Genomic DNA, 19,221 nt, shown 5'->3' on the forward strand with positions numbered 1-19,221 from the left:
TTCAGTGGGTATATACCCAAAGTAATTAGAGTTGCAGCGAGGCGACAAGTGAATGAAGCCCCATGATTAGCTTGTCTAAATGATTGGGGTGAGTGATCGCCGTTAACAAAGCTGCAGCTTCAACTACGGCGGGTATGTCAAGAACCACTCGCCGTTGGCAGTTGCCCTAAGCAGCAATATTTAATCTCACTGAATTCATCAAAGCCGTGGCAACTTCCTTCTCGTCCGAGACCCGATTGTTTAACGCCGCCAAATGGAATGGGTCCACCGGTCATCTTGACGGAATTAACACTCACCATGCCAAACTCCAACCCTCGCATACAGCGCCAAATATCATGAATATTGTGACCATATACATAAGCCGCTAAGCCATATTCAGTCTCATTACTCATGTCGATCACTTGCTCTAAGTCGTCATAAGGCAACACCCCTGCGATTGGGCAAAAATTCTCCTCTCGATACACCGCCATGTCCGGAGTCACATCGGCCAGTAAGGTCGGGGCAAAAAAGTTAGGTCCAGATAAATGCCCTTGATATTGGGCAATAACACGCGCGCCTTTCTCAATAGCATCATTGACAAGGCGAGTCGCGTTTTTAGCCGCATTAACGGAAATAAGCGGCCCAAGAGTGACTTTAGGATCCAGCCCATTACCGACAACGATCTGCTTCATTGATTCGGCAAACTTGGTCAAGAATGCTTCATAGTGACGACGTGGCACAAAGATGCGATTGGCCGCTAAACAGTCTTGTCCCGACGTTTGAAATTTCGCATCAATGGCAGCGTCAACAGCCTGCTCAATATCCATATCATCCAACACAATAAACGGTGCATTACCGCCTAACTCCATGCTGCATTTTTTAACGGTTTCAGCCGCTTGCTTGAGTAATCGCTTTCCTACCGCTGTCGAACCGGTAAATGACAACGCCTTCACTTGAGTCGCTGAACATAATTGTTTGGAGATCATCGCCGCATCACCGGTGACCACATTAAAAACCCCAGCAGGAAAACCACAACGATCAACCAATTCAGCTAATGCCAACGCGGAAAATGGCGTGTCACTGGCCGGTTTAATTACCACAGGGCAACCAATCGCAAGAGCGGCGGCTGCTTTACGAGTGATCATGGCATTGGGAAAATTCCAGGGGGTAATTAATGCGGCAACGCCAATCGGCTCTCTTAACGTTGAAAGTTGCGCATTTTGAATATGACTTGGAATGGTTTGTCCATAACTGCGACGCGCTTCTTCGGCAAACCAGCGAACAAACGAGGCCCCATACTCAATCTCACCAAGTGCTTCAGCGAGCGTTTTGCCTTGTTCCACCACCATCAAATGCGCGAGATCTTGTTTTGATTCTAAAATGGCGTAATACCAGTTCATCAAATACTCAGCGCGCTGATCGACACTCAATTTTCGCCATGGGTGAAACGCTTGATCCGCCGACTCAATCGCATCATCAATTTGCTGTTCACTAAGCATGCTGATGTAGCCGATGGTTTGATTATTCGCTGGATTTTCAACCGCATGGAAATGCTCACCACATTGCCATTTACCATTGATATAGGCGTGGTTTCTCACCAAACGAACATCATCAAGCAACGTCATCATTTCATGCGATGCTTTATAGTCACTGTTATTGGTGTGATAACCAGAATGATGATTCATCGAATCGTTTATTGAATGAATATCGCGTTCAGCAAATCCCATGACAACCTCCCGTTCTATGAGCCCCACTTAACATGCGTGGTGACATAATCAATCTCATAGTTAAAGGATAAAAAAAGCCGCAGGAGAATGTTTTTGAAGATGGATGGGGGAAGTGTGTGTTTTTTCTGTTGAGTCACCAGAATATCGTTATTTTTTCTGGTGACCTTACATCGCTAGCATCCTATTAATAATGACTTTCCACTGATGTCGCGTTTTGCTTGATGGTTTTCGTCACGATATAAGTGAAATAACGCTCAATACCGAGATCAGAATCCAGCCATATATCCATCAATCGCTGGTATTGATCAATATCTTGAGCCTGTATCTTAATGATGTAATCCACACCACCACCGGTTGCATAACAATCCGTCACTTCCGGTGTTTGACACATTAACGATTCAAAGCGTTTGAAGGCTTGAGAGCGGTGTTCCTTCAATGACACTTCAACCAATACCGACGTTCGTTTTAATATCTGATTAATATTGACGCGCGCGCCATAGCCTTCAATGATGCCGGCTTTTTCCAACTTCTTCACCCGCTCCCAACATGGGCTGACGGATAGATGAATTTCATCCGCTAATTGCGATTTGGTTATGCGCCCATTTTCCTGCAAGATTTGCAGTATTTTCATATCGTACTGATCTAGCTGCATCACACCTCCAATCGATTAAATCCAGCCTAGTGCTTGATAAACAGGTGCCGTGGATAATCACACAAGGCTTGAGCACCAAATGAGGTAATCACAATACTCTCTGTTGTTTCAAGCCCCCAATTATCAAACCAAAGTCCGGGCATTAAATGGAAAGTCATCCCTTCTTGTAGAACGGTTTGATCTTCACGACGAAAACTCATCGTCCGCTCTCCCCAATCCGGTGGGTAACTCAAGCCTATCGGATACCCACAACGCGCACCGGCTCGGTCAAAGCCAGCTTTATCTAATATGGTTTGCAGAACATTCGCGACATCGGCGCAAGTATTACCCGGTTTCGCAACATCCATCGCCGCTTCTAAAGCAATGGTTAATGCTTCATCAGCGCGTTTAAACTCATCATCGGGTTCCCCTAAAAATATCGTACGAGATAAGGGGCAATGATAACGGCGATGCACCCCCGCCATCTCAATGAAGGTACCTTCCCCTTTATTAAACGGCTGATCATCCCATGTTAAGTGCGGTGCGGAGGCATCTGCACCAGATGGAAGCATCGGCACAATCGAAGCATAGTCGCCAAAGTGTCCTTCATAACCAAGTACCGCTTGACGATTGATCTCCGCCACCAAATGATGCTTAGGCAATCCGGGCTCTATCATCTCAAACGCGACTCGGTGCATGTTTTCGACAATGCGCGCCGCGTGATACATATACAACAGCTCTTGATCCGACTTTATTGCTCGGCACCAGTTCACCAAACCGGTTGCATCGAGTAGCTGAGCATTGGGCAGGCTATCTCTTAACCATTCAAACGCTGTGGCACTAAAGTAATAATTGTCTTTTTCCACCCCAATACGACCACGATCCCATAATTTAGGCGCAAGAACGGCTTTCACCAAATATTCCATCGGGTGTAATTGAGGGTTCATCACATAATAATCTGGGTAATAAAAGACGTTCTCAGCAGCCATGTAAACCGTACGGAATGCGCCGTTAGCATCTAGATAACGACCAAACCAAATCGGTTCACCACTGGTTGATACCACTACACATTGAGGGACATAAAACGACCAACCATCGTATCCAGTTAACCATGCCATATTGGAAGGATCATGAATGATCAATAAATCCAACTCATTCTCTTCCATCGATTGACGGACTTTAAGTAAGCGTTGTTGGTACTCTTCCAACGAAAACTTAAATACCACTCGTTGCATATCCATTCCTCTTTGCCAAAAACAGCACTTGGTTTGAAATGGCACGTTGCGTTATAAACAAAAATAGACAACGAGCCACCACAAACCGTGAATCATCACATCCCCCACACTTGGAATTCACACTCCAAAATGCTAAGGCCAATCCAAATAAGTAGATATTCAAGACTTATAGTGTGATGAGTTAAGCAACAATCGAGCCATTGTTATAAACGATAAACTTAACTGAAAAGTGTCATTGTTAAGACTGTGACTACTGATTTCGATTGACCTATACCCAGCATGGTACGGGGCATAAAAGGTTGAATAATAAAACCGTCATAATTTCAGTATGGTTCAGAGAAAGGAATTTGCATAAAAAATGTATTACGAAAAAAAACAGACACTCGATGTGCCTGTTTTTATATAGGTTTCTATCAATATTGTGATACTAAAATTTTAACAATTAGTATTTAACCTGATAGCTCAGCATATAAGTTCGTCCTTGGCCTTTATAGTCAAACGCAGAAGCTGGAGCTGAACCACCGTAATATATTTGAGCACGTTGCCCCCAAACGGTAGTGTAATCTTCATTAAGTAAGTTCTGAATACCAAAACCTAAGCTACCTACTGGTAATTTCACTGACGTTGTTAAATCAACCGTCGTGTAACCATCAAGTTCGTTATCCGAGTCATCGCTCAAATCAAACATGGTGTTACTTTGTAGGCGTAAGGCATAAATATCATCGTACCAACCAACCCATGCCCCTACTTTTGAAGCGCTCGCTGTCGTGACAGCCGATTTCACCCAATCGCCATTGGCATTTTTTTCTTCACTACGCACAACATGCCCTAAGCCACCGATTTGCAAGTTAGACGTTAGCCAATAATTAAGCTCCGTTTCTAAACCATAAACCCGTTTATCGAAATCGGAGACTAATACGGCAAGGGTACTTTTATCGTAAGACGTCACTTTATCCGATAGTGAAATATACGCCGCAGTTTGAATGCTAAATTCTCCTACTTGGTTACGCATACCAATTTCAAAACTGTTGGTTTTCATGCCTTCTAATTCGCTGTCCGATACATTTACGCTATCAGTTAAGCTCAAGTGGCCATTTGCTTGCGGCTGATAAGTACCATAGCCGTAATATTTAGCGGGATCGGCGAGATCAAAACCTTGGGAGAAGTTCGCCCAGATTTGGTTCATATTGTTAATATGGTAAATCGTTCCTAAGTTAAATAACCCAACCGTGTAATCGGTACTGCCACCTTCCACACTGTCGGCAGACGTCGCGCCACCGAGTGCAATCATCGCTTGAGCATCTGCGGCAACAAAGTCATCAATTTTATTATTAATGTATTGATAGCGGTAACCACCTTGGACGACCCAATCATCGGTAATGTTAAATTCACCCTGAACAAAACCGGCCACCGACGACACTTCTGTACCTGGATAACGACCAATCGTGGCATAGGTATTATTAACTAACCCGCCAGTGGCAAGGCTCGTTGCTGGGTCAAAAATATCTTGGCTGCTGTCTAAAGTATCGATATAACCATCAAGGCCGTAAGTTAGGTTAAATCGCCCAAACTCTTTCAATAACGCCATTCGTAAGCTCACCACCTCTGTGTTCTGCTCTGAAGCCGCCATGTAACTACCGTAAATAAAAGGAATAAACGACATTTTCTCTTTACGATAAGACGCTTGGATCATGAGTTGCTGGCTTAGAAAGTCGGAATTGAGATAATTCACATTCACCATGTAACGCTCTGTTCCACCTTGGCGGTCAGATGAATAGCCTTTGCTGCGAACATTCATCTGGCTTTCATCTCGTAAGCCTGCGAAGTTTGCCCCAAAATCGATGCCATAAGGGCTATCTTGTTGGCTATCATAATATTGAGCGAGAATAGACAAGGTTTGAGTATCGGTTAAATTCAGCTCCCCTGTTGCCATCAAATCTAAGACGGTGTTGTATTGCAAAGAGCCTTGAGTGATATCCGACACAATAATGTCGCCATTAGCATCGTATTTCGCTCCCGTGTCGTGATAAACCGCAGAAATTCGACCTCGGGCTTTTTCATTACCACCACTGATCGATTGGGCAATTTTTCCATCGTAGTCTTCACCGTTATTAAAACCACTGCCGCCACCAACGTAAGTTTCAGCGTGCAAGCCTTGATCACTGGCTTTTTTAGTCACAATATTAATCACGCCACCGGTAGCCCCAGCCCCGTAGACCGATGTCGCACCGGAAAGCACTTCAATTCGTTCAATATTAAATGGGTCGATAGAATCAAATTGGCGACTAATCGAGCGAGATGAATTTAGTGATACACCATCAATCATCACTAACGCAGAGCGACCACGTAAGTTTTGTGAGGTATTGGTTCGGCCTTGGCTACCAATGTCTAACGAAGGAATAGTGGCAGCTAAAATATCCCCTAAACTTTTACCACTACGCGCTTCTTCTTCAATGCGATCTGAATCGACATACCAAACCGTACCCGGAATATCGCTAATACTTTTCGGCGCGGTACTGGCGACCACCACCACGGTATCCATTGATGCGCTTTTCTCTTCAGCTTGAACGGAAAAACTTGCTACACCAGCGATTGCTAATACCAAACTGACAGGTGTTAAGTTGAGTCCTTTTAACGTGTTGATTTCCATTTAACTTCGTCTCTCTATACTGTTTTTATTAATAAACGCTCATTCATTCTTCGTAGCGATTTCCGCCATAGAAAATCCATTACTTTATTAGAACCTCATTATTGATAATCAAAATACCAATGATAAGCATTCGTATAATGAGTAACGGATATCCCGCGAGATCAACTCTATGGTCAACTTAACGCGGTACTGTAACTGCCCCATATACCCAAGTAACGGCAAGCGACAGCCTTTGGTTGAATAGAATGTTCAACCTTATTCTTTTTCTGATTTAATCCTGCTTTCTTAGCAAATAGATAAAGTAGCCACCACCAATCAGTGATGCCAATAACCCAGCAGGTACTTGCCAAGGAAACCAGATATTACGCCCGAGCCAATCGGCAAGCAGCATAATGTTACTGCCTATCACACACGCCAGTAGCATCTGGTGTTTGGCACTATATTGCCCCATCGATTTCGCCATATGTGGCGCTAACAAACCAACAAAACTTAAGGGGCCAACCACAATCACGGCCAATGCAGTTAACAATGAAGCCAATAACATTAAGCACTGACGAACGCGATAAGTATTCAAACCCAATGCACTCGCCGTGGTATTGCCTAAAGCCATTAAATCAAGCCAGCGATGACATAGAAATACAGCTCCTGCCAATACCATCGTGCCAATGACTAATAACCATGAATCTGACCATGCCACTAGATAAGTCGACCCTGAAAGCCAAGCTAATAATGCTTTTACTTGCTCATTGCCCGTCACTAAAGAAATCCGAATTAAAGAATCAAGCAAAGCGCTTAACGCCACTCCCGTCAGTAACATTTTCACAGGCGACAGCTGACTCTTTTTACTCAACCACCACACCATAAACATGATAAATAACGCACCACTGCTGCCTAATAGCAGTTGTTCAATCCGAGTCATTGAACCAAACACCAACACACCAAATACCAGAGCAAACGCGGCGCCTGAACTAATGCCAATCACTTCAGGGCTCGACATCGGGTTGCCGGTAATACGCTGAATAATGCAACCAGCCAACGCCAGGGCTGAACCAGCAAACATCGCCACCCACATTCTTGGCATTCGTAAATCTAATACGCTAGCAGAAACGTTTATTTGCCAACCAAATTGACTTTGTCCGAAAAACAAAGATAACAACGCAAGCAAAACTAAAACGGAAACGGCAATCGCAAATACCGAGAAGAAACCTTGTTCAGAAAACTGCGGAGCAGCGTCAGGTTGAAACCTTTGTGTATTTGATCCGCTTTGCTTATTCAGCAGCCACAATAGACATGGCGCACCAATCAAGGCTGTAACCGCCCCCGTTGGCAATAAATCCCCTGCTACGCCCGCAAAAGGCATCACTAAAAGATCCGTCACTAATAACAAAATCGCTCCGACGACAGTACTGAGCAAGAACTGAGAAATAAGTCGTCTGGCACCCAGTAACCTCGCGACACTCGGGGCGACTAAACCAATAAAACTAATAATCCCCACTTCACTGACAATACTTGCTGTCACGAAGACCGCAATCACCAAAGCGACCATTCTCAGCATGCCCACTTTCACGCCAATCGAAGCCGCCACCTCTTCGCCTAATTGCAAAATGGCAAGTGGCCGTTGGATGAACAGTAACAACAATAACGCAACGACAATTTGTGGTGTTAAATGGGCGACCCCACTCCAATCATTTTGATCTAAAGCCCCAGCGCCCCAGATAAATAGCCCACTTAACTGCTGATCGTTAAATAAAATCAACACCATATTGAGTGAGCCCAGAAATAATGTGACCACCATGCCCGCTAATACCATTTGTAATGGCGCAAATCCTTTGCGAGCCGTGAGCAAAAACACCAAGGCAGTCGCCATTAATCCTCCAGCAAAGGCGAACGTTTTCGGTGACAACCAAAACAATGCTGCAAACTCTGCATGCCAAGCAGACAACGGCAATAACATGGCAATCGCCACCCCTAACTGAGCGCCAGAAGCCACGCCAAGTGTTGTCGGTGAAGCCAGTGGATTTCTCAGCACGGTTTGCATCACAGAGCCCGCCAACGCTAATCCTGCCCCACATAGCAACGCCATCGCTAAACGAGGAAAATAGCCGTAGTGCAAAATCACTTGTTGGTAACTATTTTGATCGGGCGAGAACAAAGCCTGTCCCAATTGCGAAAGCGGCAATGGATACGGCAAGCTCACACGAATAAGTGCTGCAATCACCACTATCACCCCAGCAGCAATCCCCCAATATTTAATGGAGTCACTGTTTGAAGAATGAGCCAAAGCAACGTCCATTTAGTTAACCTTGCCTTTCATTACCGTATTCAAACCCTCAAGCTCTTTTTTCTCTAAAGCAACAGAACCTGATTGAATAAAAGTCTTAGTAATCTCATCACTTAACCTTTGTGCCGCTAATAAGCCGCCAAACGTCCACACTGGCGGTAGAGCATGGACTCGCTGCTCACGCACAAACTGCATCACTTGCCAAATAGGGTTATGGTTAAGCACTTTTCTGTCATCTTCAGTTAACGGCCCGAAATAGAAAACCTCTGAGTTTTGTAGTGGTGCTAATTGCTGAACCGTCGCGGAGCTAAAACCCCAGCTATTGCCCTGTTGCTGCCAGGCATTACTTAAGCCCATGCGCTGAATCGTTTCTCCAGCTAAAGATGAATTTCCGTGAATACGAATATGTTTTTCACCAATAAAGCGAATAAATAACAAAGGAGGGATCGTTTTTTTTGAGATTTCAGCGAATTGTTCAATTTTAACTTTATTGGCATGTAGAGTGGCATCAAATTGAGCAATCACCTGTTCGGCTTGTTCCGTTCGATGCAACACTTCACCTAAACGACGCAGTTGAGATTTTGCATTCTCTATCGGCTGGTGTGAATCGGTGTAAACACTTAACACCATGGTTGGCGCAATCGCGTTGAGCTTTTGATAAGCAGGGCTCATCGTATTACTCATCAAAATTAAATCCGGTTTCATCTGTGCTAATAATTCAAGATTAGGCTCCCGTCTTGAACCAACACTCACCACACTCTCTGGCAATTCAGGTTTAACGACCCAGGATTGGTATCCCTTTGCATCAGCAATCCCAACAGGCGTGACGCCAAGAGCCAACAAATGCTCAGCCATCACCCAATCTAATGCCACCACTTTGGTTGGAACGGTGTCGAGTTCAATACGCCCCATTTCATGTTGAACACTGTCGGCATAGGCACTGATTGATACCCATAATAATAGGAATGAAACTAACCACGCTTTCATACAAACTTCCTTTTTCAATGCGTTAACGGATATAGCTGATTGCATGGCCACTTTCAGGGTGGATAAACAAATCCAGAGGAATACCGTATATCTGCTGCAAAACCTCTTGCTGCATTAATTCATTGGGTGCGCCACTCGCTAAGACTTTTCCAGAATGCAGCGCCACCATGTGATCGCTAAATCTCGCGGCCATATTGATATCGTGCAACACCATAATCACCGTTAGCCCTAGCTCTTGGTTCAACTCTCGTACTAGCGCTAATAATTCATATTGATGCGCAACGTCTAACGCTGATGTCGGTTCATCGAGCAAAATGCATTCACTCTTTTGCGCTAATAGCATCGCCATCCAAGCCCGTTGTCTCTCACCACCAGAAAGCGTCGCCACGAAACGATCTTGCATGTGTGTTAAACCGACTTGCTCAATCGCTTGATCGATAAATTCATCATCTTGAGCACTATATCGACCCAATAACCCTTTCCACGGATAACGACCAAAGCGCACTAATTCTCGTACTTTGACGCCATCAGTTAACGGTGGGTGTTGCGGTAAGTAGGCCACTTTAAGCGCAAATTCCTTGGCGGATAGTTCAGACAAAGGCTGGTCACCCAAAAGGATCTCGCCATCCGTCGCCGGTTGTTGCCTTGCCAGCATCTTTATCAAGGTCGATTTTCCGCTACCATTATGACCAAGCAAACTGGTCACTTTGCCCTTTTCAAAACTTAAAGAGGTCGAGCTTAGAATCGTCTTATCTTGAGTCTCAAACGTAACACCTTGTAATCGAAACATATCCTTAAGCCCACTCAACAAAACAAACATTGCAAATAGTAATGATTATCATAAACACTATCAATACCATATTGAATTTATATTCATTGCTATAACGTTTTTGTGATGTTTTTTCTGTAGCCATTGACCGCTAACCTGATGGATAAAAGCACTCAAGCGCCAACTAGATAAGCAAAGGATTGACGATGGGATCCGCTAATTCAGGCAATGGCCTTTCGCTGCTATCCCCTAATCCAATATTAAAGCGCACTTTATTAAGGCAAATTTTGTCAATATGAGCGGTGAGTAAATCTAACTCTTTAAAACGATCATTTAACTCTGGATGCTGCGATTGATAATCCTGCAATGTACTTTTGAGTAAGCGATAAAACTCCGGCTCATTGAAGTCAACACCTTCAAGCATCGGAGAAACAAAACGAAGTACGGTGACAAAGTGGCCGGTAAGCAAGTCATGAATAAGGTAATGAGCAGGTAAACGAACGAGGTTTTCTTGGATATCGTGATCAAGTGTCGATAGTTCTGGGTAATCTTGATCGATCAACCGAAGATCGCCATGGAAATCTTTAATCAAACATCCAGCGGGAAAGTGGTCTTCTAAAATCAAAGTAACGTTTTGACCATGTGCCACAATGCCTACGCCATATTTCACCATTAAGTGATAAATAGGCACCACCACATGAGTAAACATCGCTTTCAACCAGTCTTGTGGCGTACGTTGTGATAATTGAATTAACGCTTCGATGCATGGCATCCCCGTTAAATCTTCTTGCATTAAGGTTGCCATCGAAAGTGGCCTTTGGTGCCGACCGAGTAAGCTTTCGGCTCGTTCTCGCCAAATACAACCCAGCATTTCTTGATAACGGTACGGCCCATCAATTTTAGATTGGTAAGGATGAGGGCAATACACTCCGCCGATTTCTTGCTGAACACGTAAACCTAACCCACTTAGTACCGCATCATTTTCCGCAATCTCCGCCAACCAAGCGGAAATTCGAGCGCCGTGAGCAATGTATTTTCCAGGTATCCCTCGATAACAAGAAGTATTTAAAATCGTTAATGCCGTTTTGATATCGACATCGACATTCGCTCGCTCCGCCGTTAACGTTCTGATCGACTGCTGCGCTCGCCAATTGGTAGAAGTTTCACCTAAATCGATCAGCTTATTTTCAACAAAATACTGTAAAAATTGGCTTTTCAGGTAACGTTGTAACTGCCAAGGATGAACGAGAATAATGTCGAATTTATCGAGCCCTCCCACCGGTAATTGCTCAGTTAAAACTTGCCATTCGTCTTGCGTCACAAACGAGGAGAATAGGTCTTGAATCGATAAATCCATCTTAAATCCAGAAACTGAAATCGATTTATCTACCGCTAAAAAGTGCAACTTAAAAGACTGACCTGACTCCGGAGAATAACGTTCAAGATCATGCTCTCCCCACCCTAAACGCCCTTTATTCGCGATTAGCTTAGGGTGGGCATTTAAATATCGCTGCCTTGTTATCTCATCACACTGAACAATATCGAACGCCGTCACTCCTTGCTGAACCTCTAAGCTACGCAACTCGCTCCGAAGCGTCTGTTGTATCTCTTCAAAGAAGCCTGCTAGATTCATATCAGAAATAGTGAGTAGCGATTGTAAGTCCATTAATAAATCATTGATTAAAGGAACGGGGCCGTGGCTAGATTCAATCGAATCATTATCAATATTTAACATTCCCCATACCGTTTTTTGTGCTTTAAATCGCCATTGATTTTCACCACAGTCAACTTGGTAACAGCGCTTATTCGAAGTTTGAAGGCTAAAAGATAGAGAGTCAGCCGACACATATTCAATAAGCTGCTCAAAATGAATTTCACTTAATGTTTTACTAATCAAATTACGGTTTGCTCTTTCCCAAAATAGATATGACACGCAGCCTCCAATCAGCTAATAACCACAAATAAGCCATTGATATTTATTCGTATAACAAATCCATGTAGCACGAAATAATCACCAAAAAATCCCCTTTAATGTATTGACATCCGCACCAAAGATCAACAATCATAATGATAATTATTTGCATTATCATTTAAGTTGGTCGTTATGTGGTTATATGGATCGCTATTCACATTAGGAATTAATCAAACTTTATTGATCGCGTTACTGCCTCAAATTGCGATGCTTTTTAACGTCGATGCACAAAGCAATGAACTAGGACTTATCGCGATTGCTATCAATGTCAATTTAATCAGTTACTGGATTGGCTCGGGGTTATGGGGAAAGCACCTCAATCGAATGAGTTTGACGCAAGCCTATTGGATCGCAGGAATGGGCTACATTATGTGTCATCTTTTCTTCATTGCAGCCCTACTCCACTTAACAGAACCACAACTTTGGTTAGCCGCCTTGAGCCGGTTCGGGCTTGGCTTATTCAGCAGCGCATTTATGCCAATCGGGCAGACTTACCTCGCCCATAAGCGCCCTGCTGAATTAAATAAAATATCAAAGCTGAGTGGAGCCGCCACCCTTGGTCGCTTATTGGGGCCAGCTCTTGTGTTTTTACCTATGAGCTTAACAAGCCTGCTATTGCTTACCTTGTTGCCTATCAGCATGAGTTTATTGCTTATTAAATGGCTCGCCAAAAATAGCTTAAATTTGGTGATTTCCTCCAATAAAATTAAAGCCGTTTCATCATTGAAGCTCGCTCAGAAATATAAATTGACCTTTTTCACTGCAAGTTTAACGACGCTGTTAGTGGCCATGTATCAGCTAATGCTGGTGCCTTATTTAAGTAAGTTAGGGTTAAGTTCCGTGCAAGTTTCCGACTATCTTGCCGGTATTTTATTGGCCATTAGCGGATTAATGGCGATCAATCAAATGTGGATCATTCCTAATTTGCTGGCTCGCCCAACCCTTATTTGGCACTGCATCATCTGGCCTCTTGCGTTCTGTGGCTACATTCTCGCCACTTTTCAACATAGTTTGATACTACTAGTGATCTTTAGCGCTGCGCTGACCATTGCGTTATCCAATCTACCGGCCTGGTATTCCAAACAGTTGTTATCTATTGGGCAAGACAAACTCTATACCAGCCAACTCAGTGGCTTATTAGCGCAATCCCATTCTAGTGGCCACCTGATTGGTACTGCACTGGCTTCATTAGCCGTCTATTTAAGCATCAACGCTGAACACTTACTGATCATGTTCATCTCAATATTGTTTCTGAGTGTGGTGTTGCTTAAACGTCAACGTCTACTCCAACCCTCAATCATCGATTAACCGTCCAATCATGGATCGTCATTGCTTCATATAAAGGAAAAGATATGTCTATCGACTTATTCGCTATTCCAGATAGCACAATTCAACCCGCCTCAACCCTTGGATTACAAAGCTTTTTCAATAGCTTTTCTATGGAAGAAAAAGATTGTCGTGTTGTACAGCAAGCTCTTTATATTCCGCTTGGAACGCAGCAACTCGCCTTACCATTAAGTTATGTATCGCAACTTGGTCGTCATCGCTACCAAGGCGATATTTACTTGATAAACAATGTCAACATTCAAAACAAACAGCAGCTGAATACAGAGAGAAATCCTGCCAATAAAATCGATTTTTCCCGCGCAATCGAATTAGTGATTTCCCATTTCTATCCCGACTTAGAACCCGCGGTTCGTGATCGTTTCTTCAACCGCGTCGGAGAATCGACTCGCTATATCCAGCACGCCTTTCAAGCTCTAGAACGCCGCTCACTTACTGGCAATTCTGATGATACTTTCATTCAATCAGAACAATCTTTAGTTGGAGGCCATAGCATGCATCCCGCACCAAAAAGTTGTGAGCCACTAACTGAAGCGCAGCAACAGGCTTACCTTCCTGAATATGGACAAAGCTTTGCGGTTGAGTGGTTTGCCGTGCACCCAGATTACATCGCCACTCAAACAGAGACACCGCAATTACTGCACACCTTTAAGGCGCTATTACAGAGCAATTTAAGCGTGGATGGAAAAACCACAAACCATATACCCACACGAATTCAACAAGGTTGGTTAGCACTGCCAATGCATCCATTGCAAGCGGCAGAGTGGCGAGAAGATATTGAAACTCATGGCCTGTCTGAATATGTCGTAGATTGTCAACTCAGCACGCATGGCTGGACCGCCACCTCATCCACCAGAGCGATTTATCATCCTCAACTAGCTTGGATGCTCAAAGTGTCATTGCCTGTTAAGTTGACTAACTCTTTACGACTACTCAGCGAAAAAGAAGCCAAACGCGGTGTTCAGTTTAGCCAAATATTACAAACGCCAGCCGGTCAAGAAATGCAGCAAAGAATGCCTCACACTGAATTTATTCAAGAGCCAATTTGGGCTTCTGTGAAAGATTCGAACGGACATTGCCTAGACTTGCCTTTAGTCTGCTTACGTGACAATGTCTTTCACTCCTTTACAGCACCACACACCGTACAAGCACAACCTACTACCACCCATGTTCTCGCCACCGCCAACCAAAACCTGAATGGTAAAAGTCAAATTGGCCAATGGGTAAGAAACTATGCGCAAGAAAATCAGCTGACATTAGAGATGGCTTCTCGTCAGTGGCTGAACCAATTTATGAATCAAGTGATCCACCCGCTGTGCATCGCACGCAGTGATTACGGCATCATTTTACTCGCACACCAACAAAACATTTTATTAACGATTGAAGATAATCTACCTGCAGGTATGAAATATCGAGATTGCCAAGGCATCGCCTTAACCGATATTGCTCTGCAACGTTTATCTGCTCTTTTTGATGGTCAAGAGCCCGAATATTATGTTTCTCGAGATAAAGTCGATCCTTATCTTTCTTATTATCTCATCGGCAATACTTTGCTCAATACGATCGCAGCCATTAGTGCCGACACCCAAGTTGACGAATGTGCATTATGGTCAGTCTGCCAACATACGTTTCGTCAATGGCGTCAGGCTCAACCTAAAGATTCCGGCTTTTATGATTACTTACTCTCTTCACCAACACTGAGTTGGAAACGTAATTTCTTCTGCTTCTTATCTGATTTCAACGAAGCTACGTTACCGGATCCTAGTCAGATCTATTGCGAAATTGAAAATCCGTTTTATGACTCTCAGCCCAAAACTCGACTGTATAAACCTTTACCAACAAATGGTCTTCAACCTCGAAATATTTGTATTGAATCATTACAGATTTTGGTTGCACAAGATCATTCACATCAACGGTTCGCTCTTTATGAGTTGGGGTTATTACAAGGAGAATTCGATATTATTCATTCGCAAGATGGCCTTTATCTCGACACAGATTTAACCGAATCAATGCTGTGGTGGAGCGCCGCTGAACATGCGTTTTATACCAGTAATAAAACGGTTCTTAATTGCGGACATTGGCCTAGTTTTATAGAACCTCACCTAACCAACGGTAAGCTATTACTCAGTACCTTTCTGCAAGTGGCGCCAATCTGGCATCAATCAGCCCAACTCACAGAATCAGCCCAACGACAAACGGCGGCCAATGGCATTTCGCATCCAACCCGTCCGTCCAAACCCGTGGGCACCGTCTTTCAGCGCTACTGTTATCACTTAAAGCGCATCGTGTCATTCCGAATGATAGAAATTGATCGTGATCTCACTACCTTCCATCAATGGCATAACCACCCTTTAACTTCGCCAGTTTGGGAGTTAGAAGGTAGTTTAGAAATGCATTCTCAATACCTAAAAAAGCTAGAGCAAGATCCGCATCAATTTGCCGTAATCGGGGAATTTGATGGCGTCGCGTTTGGATATTTTGAAGTGTACTGGGCCGCTGAAGATCGCTTAGGGCCTTATTATGAATGCCAAGATTATGACCGAGGCGTACACATCTTAGTCGGTAATTTTGACTACCGTGGCGGCACTTACTTTGATGCTTGGGGTAAGTCAATTCTACATTATTGCTTCTTAGTTGAACCACAAACCATGAACACCGTGGGTGAACCAAACGCGAAAAACCATCGAGTAGTCAAAATCACCGAACGTATTGGAATGAAAAAACAATTCGAATTTGATTTTCCGCATAAACGTGCTGCATTGCTGCAATGTCAACGTCACGACTTTTTTGACAACGTCATTTTTTAATTTCACCACTGTCAGTGATGATAAACACATCATCACTGACATTGCTTATACCTGTAGGGAACACATCATGAAGACTCAACCAGATTTTGATTGCCTTGGCATTGGACTTGGCCCATTTAATTTAAGCATTGCCGCATTAATTGAAGAGTCAAAAACCCAGTTGCGAACTCGGTTCTTAGAAAGAAAGCCCTCATTCAGTTGGCATCCAGGATTGCTACTCAGCGATGCTAAAATGCAAACCTCATTTTTAAAAGACTTAGTCAGTGCCGTTGACCCCACTAGCCCATACAGCTTCTTAAATTACTTGGTAAAACAACGGAAGTTTTATCCATTTTGTGCATCAGGCCAGTCCGTGATTTCTCGATTAGAATTCTCTGATTATTTAGCCTGGACCGCACACCAGCTGCCCAACACACAATTCGACTGTCACATTGAACAGGTCGATTACTTCGATGACCACTTTGTTATTCATTCACAACAGGATCGCTATACCAGCAAAGACTTGATCATAGGAACAGGCATGCAGCCGCATATTCCAGAGTGTATCCGTGATTTAGTCTCAGACCATTGCTTTCACGCGAGCGAGCTAGCTTTAAGAGCGCCAGACTTAACGGGCAAGCGCATCGCCATCATTGGTGGTGGCCAAACGGGCGCAGACATATTTCAGCACACCTTTGACCAACATTTCGGAAAGCCAGAGCGAATTGAATGGATTTCACGCCGCCCCAACATCGAGCAGTTAGATGAAGGTTGCTTTACTGATCAATATTTCATGCCAGATTACGTCAATCAATTTTACCACCTCGACCCAAAAAATAAGCGTAATGAAGTCTGTCATCAGAAATTAGCAAGTGACGGCGTCACGTCAGATTGCTTAAACGGATTGTATCAGCGCCTTTATCACGACAAATACGTATTACGAACCCCTAAATGGTGGGCAATAAAACCTCATCAAAGTTTAGTCAGCAGCCAATATCGCAATGGGGAATATCAGCTCGGTATTCAACATGGTCTCACCCAGCAGATTGAAACAATAAAAGCAGACATCGTTATATTATGTACTGGGTTTACTCATGATCTACCTGCATGTCTTGAACATTTAAAACCTTTGATGATCACCGATCAGCACAATCGACTCGTACTGAGCAGCGACTACTGCTTACAGTGGAAAGGAATGCAAAATAACCGTATTTACATTGTAAATTCTGGTACTCATAATCACGGCATTGCCGAGCCTCAACTCAGTTTAGCAGCGTGGCGAGCGGCAAAAATCGTCAATAGTTTAAGTCAAAGAACCATTTATGAACTCAGTGAAGAACAAAACATTCTTGATTGGGGATTGGATATAGAACCTCAGCATAATTTAGCAGCAGTGAGTTCTATGTAGTTGAAATAAATAAAGATCTAGTTTAAGGCTAGATCTTTATTTTTACATCATTTTTCTAATAGAAAAGACAATTCTTGCGCGGTTTTAGTTGGAATGAATTCGGTAATATCGTATTCCGCTAATCCATGCTGATAAAAAGGATCGTCTTCAAGGCTACAAACATAAGTCAATGAAATAACGAACATAATATTACTTCCTATTGTTATCATTTACCGCCCCATCATCTTTTTATGCAGCAGTCCAGCAATGAGCCCCCAAAGCGTTGCGCCAATACCGAATAGCGTAATACCCGAGAGGGTCACTAAAAAAGTATAGAGTGAAGATTCACGTAATTTTTCATCAGCAAACGCACTTTGCATACACATCAGTAAAGTACCAAGCAATGCAAGGCCGGCCAGAATATGAGAAATCTCTTTTGGTAGCGCTAAGAAAATCGTCACCACCGCGGTCGCCCATAACCCTGCAATCACATAAAACACCCCTGCCCACATGGCAGAACGATAACGCTGTGTTCTATCTTCATCCACTTCTTCATTCATGCAAATCGCCGCGGAAATGGCCGCAAGATTGAGGCTAAACCCACCAAATGGGGCGAGTAACATATTCACAATGCCCGTTCCTATAAACACCGGTTTAGCCGGCACTTGGTACTGATAGCTTCTCATCATGGCAAAACCCGGTAAGTTCTGCGACAGCATGGTGATGATATAGAGAGGCAAACTGAGATTAAGCATCGACATCCAATTAAAATCAGGTGTTACCCACACCGGTTGAGCAATGTCTAATGAAATGGATTGTTCAGCAAACGCGCCAGAAAAAATCGCCATCGCCACACCAACAATCAGTAGTAGCATCATGGCATAACGAGCTAAATAACGCTTTGCCACAAAAAATGTCACCATCATCAAGGTAAACGTAAGTGGGCTACTCATTACGGACGTAAAGGCTTTCAAACAAAATGGGATCAAAATCGCCCCAAGCATGGCGGTCGCGAGTTGAGGTGGGATCTTTTCAATCAAACGACTAAGCGGAGAGATCAGCCCAGTGAGCACAATCAAAAAACCTGAAATAATAAACGCGCCAATCACTTCGGCAAGTGCATATTGCCCTACCGCCGCCACCAGCATCGCGGCACCGGGCGTTGACCACGACATCAACACCGGCATCTTGTAATACCAAGAGTAAGCAATAGAACTCACTCCAACCATCAGCCCTAGCACCAATAACCAACTGGCGATCTGCAACGGGTTTGCTCCGGCAGCGGTGGCGGCTTGTATGATGATAACAATCGAACTGGTATAACCGATTAATACCGCAGTAAACCCTGCTGAAATATGGCCAATATTCCCCCACGATTTTAAGTGTTCTAACTTTGCATAATCCATCATGTGCGTCGACTTATCCTTGTCATCCGTGACTCGATTCGAGCCATCATATCTAAATCTATCGATA

At 43.7% G+C, this 19,221-nt stretch carries 13 protein-coding genes; 3 read left to right on the top strand and 10 right to left on the bottom strand.

Annotation, left to right across the window (positions count from 1 at the left end; all coding sequences use genetic code 11):
• Positions 1-137 precede the first annotated feature (137 nt).
• From VRUMOI_RS15885 to VRUMOI_RS15920, 8 genes are all read right to left on the bottom strand, one after another.
• Positions 138-1,664, bottom strand: a complete 1,527-nt coding sequence (locus VRUMOI_RS15885) for an NAD-dependent succinate-semialdehyde dehydrogenase (RefSeq protein ID WP_089140421.1) — start codon at positions 1,662-1,664, stop codon at positions 138-140.
• Positions 1,665-1,890: 226 nt separating this feature from the next.
• Positions 1,891-2,358: an Lrp/AsnC family transcriptional regulator gene (locus tag VRUMOI_RS15890; RefSeq protein WP_089140399.1), complete on the bottom strand. Its 468-nt coding sequence runs from the start codon at positions 2,356-2,358 to the stop codon at positions 1,891-1,893.
• A 26-nt stretch (positions 2,359-2,384) separates the two neighbouring features.
• Positions 2,385-3,572: a M24 family metallopeptidase gene (locus VRUMOI_RS15895; protein WP_089140400.1), complete on the bottom strand. Its 1,188-nt coding sequence runs from the start codon at positions 3,570-3,572 to the stop codon at positions 2,385-2,387.
• A 442-nt stretch (positions 3,573-4,014) separates the two neighbouring features.
• Positions 4,015-6,216, bottom strand: coding sequence for a TonB-dependent receptor (locus VRUMOI_RS15900; RefSeq protein ID WP_408646308.1), 2,202 nt, complete (start codon positions 6,214-6,216; stop codon positions 4,015-4,017).
• A gap of 277 nt (positions 6,217-6,493) precedes the next feature.
• Complete coding sequence (fhuB, locus tag VRUMOI_RS15905; RefSeq protein ID WP_089140402.1) at positions 6,494-8,515, bottom strand: Fe(3+)-hydroxamate ABC transporter permease FhuB; 2,022 nt, start codon at positions 8,513-8,515, stop codon at positions 6,494-6,496.
• On the bottom strand, positions 8,516-9,490 hold the full coding sequence (locus VRUMOI_RS15910) for an ABC transporter substrate-binding protein (protein ID WP_089140403.1): 975 nt from the start codon (positions 9,488-9,490) through the stop codon (positions 8,516-8,518).
• 22 nt (positions 9,491-9,512) lie between these two features.
• Positions 9,513-10,280 carry an ABC transporter ATP-binding protein gene (locus tag VRUMOI_RS15915; protein WP_089140404.1) on the bottom strand — a complete coding sequence of 256 codons (768 nt, stop codon included), beginning with the start codon at positions 10,278-10,280 and terminating at the stop codon, positions 9,513-9,515.
• 163 nt (positions 10,281-10,443) lie between these two features.
• A complete protein-coding gene (locus tag VRUMOI_RS15920) occupies positions 10,444-12,192 on the bottom strand; it encodes an IucA/IucC family protein (RefSeq protein ID WP_089140405.1) in 1,749 nt (582 codons plus the stop codon).
• A gap of 171 nt (positions 12,193-12,363) precedes the next feature.
• On the opposite strand from VRUMOI_RS15920, the gene VRUMOI_RS15925 reads away from it, so the two are divergent.
• From VRUMOI_RS15925 to VRUMOI_RS15935, 3 genes are all read left to right on the top strand, one after another.
• Positions 12,364-13,539, top strand: a complete 1,176-nt coding sequence (locus tag VRUMOI_RS15925; RefSeq protein WP_089140406.1) for an MFS transporter — start codon at positions 12,364-12,366, stop codon at positions 13,537-13,539.
• Positions 13,540-13,583: 44 nt separating this feature from the next.
• Positions 13,584-16,382, top strand: a complete 2,799-nt coding sequence (locus VRUMOI_RS15930) for a GNAT family N-acetyltransferase (RefSeq protein ID WP_089140407.1) — start codon at positions 13,584-13,586, stop codon at positions 16,380-16,382.
• A gap of 67 nt (positions 16,383-16,449) precedes the next feature.
• Complete coding sequence (locus VRUMOI_RS15935) at positions 16,450-17,769, top strand: lysine N(6)-hydroxylase/L-ornithine N(5)-oxygenase family protein (protein ID WP_089140408.1); 1,320 nt, start codon at positions 16,450-16,452, stop codon at positions 17,767-17,769.
• 47 nt (positions 17,770-17,816) lie between these two features.
• On the opposite strand, the gene VRUMOI_RS19280 is transcribed toward VRUMOI_RS15935, so the two are convergent.
• Together VRUMOI_RS19280 and VRUMOI_RS15940 are read right to left on the bottom strand one after the other, a co-directional pair.
• Positions 17,817-17,978: a YciI family protein gene (locus tag VRUMOI_RS19280; protein ID WP_162598438.1), complete on the bottom strand. Its 162-nt coding sequence runs from the start codon at positions 17,976-17,978 to the stop codon at positions 17,817-17,819.
• Positions 17,979-19,154, bottom strand: coding sequence for a benzoate/H(+) symporter BenE family transporter (locus VRUMOI_RS15940; RefSeq protein ID WP_089140422.1), 1,176 nt, complete (start codon positions 19,152-19,154; stop codon positions 17,979-17,981).
• Positions 19,155-19,221: the final 67 nt, after the last annotated feature.

Origin of the sequence: Vibrio rumoiensis (genome assembly GCF_002218045.2) — a bacterium.
Lineage (GTDB): Bacteria > Pseudomonadota > Gammaproteobacteria > Enterobacterales > Vibrionaceae > Vibrio > Vibrio rumoiensis.

Bases quoted from the DNA above. Each gene is read 5' to 3' on its own strand.
- fhuB (WP_089140402.1), bottom strand. From the start codon at position 8,515: ATGGACGTTGCTTTGGCTCATTCTTCAAACAGTGACTCCATTAAATAT.
- VRUMOI_RS15910 (WP_089140403.1), bottom strand. From the start codon at position 9,490: ATGAAAGCGTGGTTAGTTTCATTCCTATTATTATGGGTATCAATCAGT.
- VRUMOI_RS15885 (WP_089140421.1), bottom strand. From the start codon at position 1,664: ATGAATCATCATTCTGGTTATCACACCAATAACAGTGACTATAAAGCA.
- VRUMOI_RS15890 (WP_089140399.1), bottom strand. From the start codon at position 2,358: ATGCAGCTAGATCAGTACGATATGAAAATACTGCAAATCTTGCAGGAA.
- VRUMOI_RS15915 (WP_089140404.1), bottom strand. From the start codon at position 10,280: ATGTTTCGATTACAAGGTGTTACGTTTGAGACTCAAGATAAGACGATT.
- VRUMOI_RS15895 (WP_089140400.1), bottom strand. From the start codon at position 3,572: ATGCAACGAGTGGTATTTAAGTTTTCGTTGGAAGAGTACCAACAACGC.
- VRUMOI_RS15930 (WP_089140407.1), top strand. From the start codon at position 13,584: ATGTCTATCGACTTATTCGCTATTCCAGATAGCACAATTCAACCCGCC.
- VRUMOI_RS15925 (WP_089140406.1), top strand. From the start codon at position 12,364: ATGTGGTTATATGGATCGCTATTCACATTAGGAATTAATCAAACTTTA.
- VRUMOI_RS15940 (WP_089140422.1), bottom strand. From the start codon at position 19,154: ATGGATTATGCAAAGTTAGAACACTTAAAATCGTGGGGGAATATTGGC.
- VRUMOI_RS15935 (WP_089140408.1), top strand. From the start codon at position 16,450: ATGAAGACTCAACCAGATTTTGATTGCCTTGGCATTGGACTTGGCCCA.
- VRUMOI_RS19280 (WP_162598438.1), bottom strand. From the start codon at position 17,978: ATGATAACAATAGGAAGTAATATTATGTTCGTTATTTCATTGACTTAT.